3 protein-coding genes and 2 pseudogenes are annotated in these 9,210 nt (G+C 64.7%); 4 read left to right on the forward strand and 1 reads right to left on the reverse strand.

Annotated elements, in window-relative coordinates; translation table 11 throughout:
- The first annotated feature begins 265 nt into the window (after positions 1-265).
- The 4 genes and pseudogenes from EET03_RS25770 to EET03_RS32820 all read left to right on the forward strand — a co-directional run.
- Entirely contained in the window at positions 266-586 is a 321-nt protein-coding gene (locus EET03_RS25770; protein ID WP_081254679.1) for a four-helix bundle copper-binding protein, read from the forward strand.
- 330 nt (positions 587-916) lie between these two features.
- Entirely contained in the window at positions 917-2,746 is a 1,830-nt protein-coding gene (locus tag EET03_RS25775) for an IS1634 family transposase (protein WP_075541736.1), read from the forward strand.
- A gap of 330 nt (positions 2,747-3,076) precedes the next feature.
- Positions 3,077-3,262: pseudogene (locus EET03_RS32015) on the forward strand (transposase); the annotation flags it as partial.
- 243 nt (positions 3,263-3,505) lie between these two features.
- A pseudogene (locus tag EET03_RS32820) lies at positions 3,506-3,610 on the forward strand (MbtH family protein); the annotation flags it as partial.
- A 19-nt stretch (positions 3,611-3,629) separates the two neighbouring features.
- Here EET03_RS32820 and EET03_RS25790 read toward each other — a convergent pair.
- A partial coding sequence (locus EET03_RS25790) for a non-ribosomal peptide synthetase (protein WP_122508846.1) occupies positions 3,630-9,210 on the reverse strand: 5,581 nt, incomplete at its 5' end.

Genomic DNA, 9,210 nt, shown 5'->3' on the forward strand with positions numbered 1-9,210 from the left:
ACCTGGAAGCATTAGATCCGTCAATCAACCGATTGGCCGAGACGAAGTAGTGCAAGCCCCCCACGCGCTCACTATCCGTGAGGCACCAGCCACCGCTTCGCGCTCACTTTTATGTGAGGCACCTCGGACTCACCAGCGGGTAGTTTTTCATGGCCACGGACAGTACGCTTCGGTGCGAGCCCTTTGATGTTTGCGTAAGAGAGGGCTCAGTTCTCGCGATCAGCGAGTCCGCCTTGGCGACTTGATGAGTGGAGGAGATTCTGTCATGGCTGTAACGGCTAACCAGGCCTGTCTGGATGCGTGCGCGGAATGTCAGGCGGCGTGTGAGGCGTGCGCCTACAACTGTTGCGTCAACGACGCGAAGATGGCCGACTGCGCCCGGTTATGCCTGGACTGCGCAGCGATTTGCGCAGCGTGTGTGACGCTGGTGTCCCGCGGGTCGCGCTGGGCGGCCCAGTTGTGCCAGTTGTGCGCGGAAATTTGTGATGCGTGCGCAGCCGAGTGCGACAAGTACGACAACGATCACTGCCGCGCCTGCGCAGCGTCTTGTCGCCGTTGCGCTCAAGAGTGCCGGGCGATGGCCTGACCTCGATCCAGCGCACGAAGTCGGGCGCATCGTCGCTCAGAGCACAATAAGGACCAGCGCTAGGGCCCGTTTTCCGCACTGATTGAAGCATAGGGCCTGATTTCCGGGGCAGGTTCGTCGCGTGGTAGCTGTGGTAACCCATTGTGGGAGTTGAGTATTCGATTCTGGTGGGCGTTGGTTGGCTGTACCGAAGAATCGGCGCCTGGCGCTGCCGTGTAGGGCCAAATCGTGTGGGTCGATAGTACGGAGACCCGCCGAATTACATGCTTGTGATGCCTTGTTGGGCGCGGTACTGTAGGGCCAACTCGAAGGAACTGGGTTGGAACCGGCATGTACGTCAAGCGGCACGCGGTGGTCAAGGGCGGCAGACGCTACGTGTATCTGCGGCTGGTCGAAGCGTACCGAGACGATGCTGGTCGGGTGCGCCACCGGGTGCTGCGCACCCTGGGCCGCGAGGATGAGCTGAAGGCGTCGGGCCAACTGGAGCAGTTGGCGGCGTCATTCGCCCGGCTGGATCCGCCGCCGGTCGGCACTCGTCGCCACGTCGGGGCGCTGCTGTTGGTGGCCCACTACCTGGAGCGGCTGGGCCTGGTCGAGCTCATCGACGCCGCGGTGCCGATGCGTGGGCGGGCGATGCTGACCCACGGGGAGGTGATCGCTGCGTTGGTGGCCAACCGGCTGTGCGCGCCGGCGCCGCTGTATGACATCGCGGGCTGGGCGTCCAGCGCGGCGATGGCCGAATTGTTCGGTATTCCTGCGGGATTGCTCAACGATGACCGGCTGGGCCGGGCGCTGGAGGCGCTGGCCCCGGCTGCCGAGCAGGTGCGCGGCGGGCTGGCCCTGTCGGCCGCCTGCTGGTGTGGGGCCGATCTGTCGCGGCTGCAGCTGGACATGACGGCGGTGCGGTTTTCCGGCGGCTATGAGGGCTCCGCGCTGGTCGCCAAGGGCTGGGCGGCCGAACGCACCATCGCCCGCCAAGTCAAGACCCTGCAGGCATCCACCCGCGCCGGGGTCGCGGTCTACTACCGCGGCCACCCGGGCGGGTCCAACGAGGCCCCCTGCTTCGCCGAGGCGCTGGACCACATCCGTCAGTGGGCCCCGCCCGGGGTGGTGTGTGTGGCCGACTCCGGGTTCGGCTACCTGAGCCGGCTGTGCGCTGCCGACGCAAAAGGATTGCGGTTCGTGGTGCCGCTGCGCGCCGACACCGGCTGGGCCGGCTGGTTTGCCGCCGACGTGCCCGACGGGTTGGCCGCGCTGACCCGGCTCGAGCACTGCTCCAAGCGGGAACGGCGGCTGCCCGAGCAGGAACGCACCGGGTGGAAAGGCGTGCTGCGCCAACGCGACATCGCCGACCGCGACACCGGCGCCACCCACCGGCTGCACATCGCCTACATCTGGTCTTCCGAGGAGGCCGCCTCCGTCGCTGACGCCCGCGAACGCGCCCTGGCCAGCGCCGAAGACGCGCTCGGCCGCATCCGCAACGGCCTCGGAGGCCACCACTACAAAACCAAAAAACAAGTCGACGACCGCGTCGCCAAGATCATCGGCCACCGTATCGCCGAGCTGATCACCGTCACCACCGGCGTCGACGACCAGGCCAAACCCACCATCGCCTGGCACCGCAACCCCCAGGCCATCACCCGCGCCTCCACACACGACGGGCTTTATGCCCTGGCCACAAACCTGCCCGACCCACCCGGGCGCACCCTGACCGCGCTCGATGTGCTCGAGGTCTACAAAGACCAGTGGATCGTCGAACAACGCCACCGCGATCTCAAACAAACCCTGCACGTGCGGCCGATCTTCCTGCACAACGACGACCGCATCCACGCGCTGATCGCCGTCATCGGCATCGCGCTGCTCATCTACGGGCTCATCGAAGCCGACCTGCGCGCCGCCCTCGGCCCCGACACCGCCCTGCCCGGCCTGCTGCCCGAACACCGCGACGCTATTCCCACCGCGCGCGCCGTGCTGGCCGCCTTCACCGACCTACACGCCACCTACATCACCAACGGCCTCGTCCTCGACCGGCTCACCCCCGTGCAACGACGCATCCTCGCCCACCTCGACATCCCCCTACCATGGCCCGAAACACACAGCACCACAACAACGTTCAACAACAAAACCCTTGACCCAAAACTATGCGGAAAACGGGGCTAGGTACGGCTTACCGGCACCTGTCGCAGTCCTGGGTCACTGAACCCTATTAAATTAAATGACCAAGATCGCCGCCATGCTCGAACAGGCCACCGAAAACACCCGGGTCCCGCCGCCGCGTGCCGCCTCCGGGCTGGCGGCGGCCCGGTTCGCCCGTGATCCCCGCTACTACCGCCCCACACCTCGATCCACGCCCCGGCCGGACTGGTTGCACGTCATCGACGGCGGCGGCAGCACCGACGAGCATGGTCAGGAGGGCTGTGGTGACAAAGCCAGCCAAAGATGTTGTCAGCGACCCGATCTCGGCGGATCTGAAGAAGGTGATTGCCTGGCTTGCAGATGCTGGCCTTCGGCGAGCATCCGGCGCGGCGCTGGGAACCCAAACGCCTACGGCTGCGCCTGTTTACGATCGCCGGCCGGCTGGCCCGCCACGCCCGCTGAACCCAGCTACGGCTGGCCGCCCATGCACCCTGGCGCGACTTGCTGACCACCGCGTTGGGTCGCCTGCGACCCGGCTGACTACCATCCAACCGCCCCTACTACCCCACGAAAGGACCACCCGGGCCCAGGAGCCCGGCAGCACCCGCTGACCCGGGCTCCTCACCACGCCCGCAACCAAAATAATCAGGATCGAAAACCAAAATCTGACCCGATCAGGCCACCACGCCAGTCCCACGAAACATCCGGAGTCGGTAGTCCGCTCGGCCTCGCCGGTCATCGGCACAATCGTCGAACAGCAACGAAGACTGGTGGTTTATTTACAACGAAGCAGACCGCGCTGCACGTCTGAATTACATCAAACAATACTGCACCGATATTCGGCCGGAGAGTCTGCGCGAGAGGCGGGGGCAGGGGGGCGGACGCTGATCATCGAGAGTCGTGTTCACTATGCCGCCGTACACGACTCGCACTTCGCACCCTGGCCCATCGCGACGCGCCGGAGTTGTTCGCCGTACATATTGAGCGATTCGGTAGTCAGCATTTCGTTATGCGTGCAGCTGATCGGGTACACACTTATGTCGCCGGCAACGTACGGTCGCCAACTTTGCAGGAGAGACGAATTCCGATCGCTCTCATCCCGCACAGCAGCAAATATGGTTATATCACCATCGAAAACACCGGGTTTGTGGGATCGCGATAACGCGATATCACTATTAAGATTCTGAACAATCAAATCCAGAAGCTGTTTGTATCGCGGAAATTCTGCGGCTCCTCGTTCGCGAACCAGTTCTTCTATCTGTTCGTAGGTCCGCGACTCATCCCGTTCGGGAATAATTATACGATAGAATCGCACGACGTCTTCCAGTATGCGCTTCTCGCCTAACGCAGAATCGGGTAGGGTGAGGCTGCTGTCGATAGTGGGTTGAGCATCGAGAAGGATAAGGCATGCGACTGAGCACCCGCGTCGCTGAAGCTCGATGGCGAGTTCATGGGCGACGACGCCTCCAAACGACCAGCCGAGCAGATGGTAAGGCCCGGCAGGACAAACGCCTTGGATTCTGTCGGCATAGTTTTCCGCCATATCGCGAATTGACCTAGGTTCAGCTTCGGCGCCCTGCGGGATTTGCTGAATTCCAATGATCGGGCAGTCCAAGTAATTACCAACGACCTGATATGGCCAGGTCACGCCACCCCCGGGGTGAATGCAGAATAGCGGAACGCCGGTACCCTGCTTCAGAGTCTGAACCGGAACTATTTCTTGCACAGAAATAAAATCTTGTCGCAGCCACTGACTCAAACTTGCCACCGTGGGCGCTTCGAACACGCTGCGTACCGCAAGGTCGGCATCCAGTGCGGTGTTGATGGCCGCGATCAGGCGCATCGCCGACAGTGAATCCCCACCCAAGTCGAAAAACGAGTCGTCGACACCGACGCGGTCGATCCCCAGCACATCGGCGTAAATACCGGCCAGGATCTCCTCGACGGGGGTGCCCGGGGCGCGATACCCGCCAGCAGTGTCGGTGTACCCGGGTGCCGGCAGGGCGCGGGTGTCGAGTTTGCCGTTGACCGTCAGCGGCAACGCGTCTAACACCACCACTACCGCCGGAATCATGGAGGCCGGTAGCCGCTTGGCCAGCTGGGCGCGTATCCCGACCGGATCTGCTGTCCCGGTCACATAACCCACCAGACATTTATCACCGGGGCGGTCCTCGCGGGCGATCACCACCGCCTGGTCCACCCCATCCACCCTGGTCAGGGCCGCCTGGACGTCACCACACTCGATGCGATACCCGCGGATCTTGACCTGCTCATCGGCACGCCCAGTAAACACCAACTGGCCATCAACACCCCAGCGCACCAGGTCCCCGGTGCGATACATCCGCGCCCCGGCCCCCCCGAACGGGCAGGCCACGAACCGCGACGCCGTCAATCCGGCCCGGCGCCAATACCCGCACCCCACCTGCGCACCGGCCACATACAGCTCACCGACCACGCCAACCGGCACCGGCCGCAACCATTCATCGAGCACAAACAACGCCGCCCCCGACACCGGCGAACCGATCGGTGGCGCCCCCGAACCCGCAACCAACGGCGTACTCACCGCCACACAGACGGTGGTTTCGGTCGGGCCGTACTGGTTGATCAGCACCCGCCCAGGCGCCCAGTGGTCCACCACTTGGGCCGGGCAGGGCTCACCGCCGATCACCAACGCCACCGAATCCAACCCCTGCGATGGCAACATCGCTAGCGCAGACGGGGTTTGGGTTAACACGTTGACGTGTTCAGCAACGAGCACATCGTGAAGATCGGTCGGGGAACGGGTCACCGAGTCGGGTATCACCACCAGCCGCCCACCATGTAGTAACGCGCCCCAAATCTCCCAGACCGAGACGTCGAAGGCATGCGAATGACACTGGCTCCACACCTGCCCCGGCGCGGGTGTGAGGCCGGCAGCAACGGATGCCAACAGTTCGGTGATGTTGCGGTGGGTGACCGCCACGCCTTTGGGGACCCCGGTGGTGCCCGAGGTATAGATGATGTACGCGATGTTGTCCGGGCACGGCGCGGGTAGTGCTGTGCCGGGTTGGGTGTCAAGAGCGGGGTCGTTCACATCGATGACCACCAGGTCAAACCCGTCTAGCCGCCCGGCCAGATCGGCGGTGGTGATCACAGCCACCGGTGCGGCGTCCTCGAGCATGAATCCGATCCGCGCCGGTGGATGCGCAGGATCGATCGGCAGGTATGCCGCCCCGGTTTTCAGCACCGCCAGGATCGCGGCAACGGCTTGTGCTGAGCGCTCCAACAGCAATCCCACCCCACACCCAGGACCCACACCATGGCCAGCCAACAGGTGCGCTAACCGGTTAGCCGCCTCATCGAGCTGGCGATAACTCCACAAACACCCCTCGCATACCAGCGCCACCGCATCCGGTGTCTGGGCCACCCGCTCAGCGAACAACGCCGGAACCGACACCGCAGACGATGGGCCCGCGCTCAACACGGCCCGGTTACCGATCTGATCCAACCGGGCATGCTCGCGCTCGTCGAGCAGATCCACCGAGGACAACGACCCCCCCGGATCGCTCGTCATCGTCATCAGCACCTGCTCTAACCGCTCGGTGAGGGCTTCAACGCTGGCGGTCTCGAAGACATCGGTGCGAAATTCCACGGCCCCGCAAATTCCGGCGGGCGCACCGGTGTCGGTGAAACGTTCACCGAGAGAAAACGCCAAATCCATAGGAGCGCTGTGGATGTCCAACGGTATCGCCGTGACCTGCAGGTCTTCTAGCACCAAACCGGCGGCCGGATCATGGTGCCCAGCGACATTCTGCCAGCTCATCATGACTTGAATCAGAGGATGATGAGTCAACGACCGAGACGGGTTGAGCCGCTCCACGAGCATTTCAAAAGGCACGTGTTGGTGTTCGAAAGCCTCCAAACTGCGCGCCCGGACCTGGGCCAACAGTTCAGTGAAGTTGGGATCACCGCTGACCTGGACACGCAGTACCAAGGTGTTGACCAAAAAGCCCACCACGTCATCGAGGGCGGGATCACCACGACCAGCCATCGCGAACCCCACCGCCACATCGGGGCTGGCGCTGATCTTCGACAACAGCACCGCAAGGGCAGCCTGAACCACCATGAAACTGGTCGCATTATGCTCACGAGCCACCCGAGCAACCTGCTGTTGTAGCTCCGCCGGCCACTCCACGACCACACTGGCGCCGCGCTGATCAGCAACCGGTGGGTAGGGCCGATCGGTGGGCAGATCAAGACGTTCGGGCATCCCGGCCAGGGCATCCTCCCAATACCCCAACTGCGCGGCGATGGGGCTGCGGGGATCCTGCAGTTCACCAAGGCGTTCGCGCTGCCAGAGCGTGTAATCGACATACTGCACCGCCAAATCAGCCCAGCCAGGGGCCCGCCCCGCGCGCCGGCTGGCATAGGCAACACCCAGATCACGTGTCAGCGGCCGCAATGACCAGCCATCCGCAGCGATATGGTGCACCACGATCACCAGCACGTGTTCGTCGTCAGCGACACCGAAAAGCTGTGCCCGCAAAGGGACTTCGGTCGCCAAATCAAACGTGTAGCCCGCCGCTGCGTTAACGGCCTCACCCAGCTGGCTTACCGACCAGTCGGTGGCATCAACGACGTTGCACCCGAAATCAGCCAGCTCCACCGGGATAACCACCTGCTGGGGGATCCCCTCGGGCGCCGGGAACAGCGTGCGCAGGCTTTCATGACGGCCTACCACATCGACCAGGGCGGCGCCTAACGCATCAACATCAAGCCCGCCACTTAGCCGTAGCGCCGCCGCCATGTTGTACACCGACGAAGGTCCCTGCAACTGGTCGATGAACCACAATCGGTTCTGGGCGAACGACAACGGCACCACTGCGGGCCGCTCCACCCGCGCCAACCGCGGGAGCCTTCCCGGACCCACATCGCCGATACGCGCCGCCAACTGGGAAATCGTGGGCGCTTCGAACACGCTGCGTACCGCAAGGTCGGTATCCAGTGCGGTGTTGATGGCTGCGATCAGGCGCATCGCCGACAGTGAATCCCCACCCAGGTCGAAAAACGAGTCGTCGACACCGACGCGGTCGATCCCCAGCACATCGGCGTAAGTACCGCCCAGGATCTCCTCGACGGGGGTGCCCGGGGCCCGATACCCGCCAGCAGTGTCGGTGTACCCGGGTGCCGGCAGGGCGCGGGTGTCGAGTTTGCCGTTGACCGTCAGCGGCAACGCGTCTAACACCACCACTACCGCCGGAATCATGGAGGCCGGTAGCCGCTTGGCCAGCTGGGCGCGTATCCCGACCGGATCTGCTGTCCCGGTCACATAACCCACCAGACGCTTATCACCGGGACAGTCCTCGCGGGCGATCACCACCGCCTGGTCCACCCCATCCACCCTGGTCAGGGCCGCCTGGAGGTCACCACACTCGATGCGTTGTCCGCGGAGTTTGATTTGGGTGTCGGCGCGGCCCAGACAGTCCAGTGTTGCTTCGGGTGTCCAGCGCACCAGGTCGCCGGTGCGATACATGCGCGCCCCCGCCTCGCCGTAGGGGTTGGCCACGAACCGTTCGGCGCTCAACCCCGGTCGGCTCAGGTAGCCGTGTGCCAGCGCGGGGCCGGCCAGATACAGTTCACCGACCATACCGATCGGGGCCGGGTTAAGCCGGGCGTCGAGCACCAGCGCGCACACCCCGGGAATCGGAGCGCCGATACTGACCGGCTGCCCGGCCGACAGCGGCGTGGTGCAGGTGGCCCAGATGGTGGCCTCGGTGGGGCCATAAGCGTTGAACATGCGCCGACCCGGCGCCCAGGCGGCCACCAACTCCGGCGGACACGGTTCGGCGCCGGCGATCAGCGTGGACAACCCGTCGAGCCGGGCCCGATCCAACGACGCCAGCACCGTGGGGGTCATAATGGCGGCGCTCACGTGCTGGTGGTGCAGCAACGCGGTCAGCGCCGCACCGGCATAGGCCTGCGGGGGGGCCACCACCACCGCGGCCGCCGACCCCGCCGCCCACAACCATTCGAAGATCGACAGATCAAACGTCGGCGCGGCCACCATCAAAATCCGTGCCTCGGCACCCAACCCGAACACCGCCCGTTGCGCCGCGGCCACCCCCAACAGACCGGCGTGGCTGACCGCCACCCCCTTGGGGGTGCCGGTGGACCCCGAGGTGAAGATCACATAGGCGGTGTTGTCCACGTCCAGCGGCGACAGCCGCTCGGCGTCGGTGATCGGATCGGCGCCCCGATCCGACACATCCAGATCATCGACGCGCAGCACCGGGCGCGCCCCGGCGCCGGCCACGGTGTCGGCGCCACAGGTCAACACACACACCGCGTCCACCGCGTCCAGCACCGCGGCGATCCGCTCGACGGGATGAGCCCGATCCACCGGCACATACACCCCGCCGGCCTTGACCACGGCCCACCACGCCACCACCAGCTCTACACACCGATCCATCGCCACACCCACCGCGCGCTCGGGACCCACCCCCGCCTCG

Origin of the sequence: Mycobacterium innocens (assembly GCF_900566055.1) — a bacterium.
Lineage (GTDB): Bacteria > Actinomycetota > Actinomycetes > Mycobacteriales > Mycobacteriaceae > Mycobacterium > Mycobacterium innocens.

Excerpts from the sequence above, each read along its gene's own strand:
- EET03_RS25770 (WP_081254679.1), top strand. The coding sequence starts at position 266 with ATGGCTGTAACGGCTAACCAGGCCTGTCTGGATGCGTGCGCGGAATGT.
- EET03_RS25775 (WP_075541736.1), top strand. The coding sequence starts at position 917 with ATGTACGTCAAGCGGCACGCGGTGGTCAAGGGCGGCAGACGCTACGTG.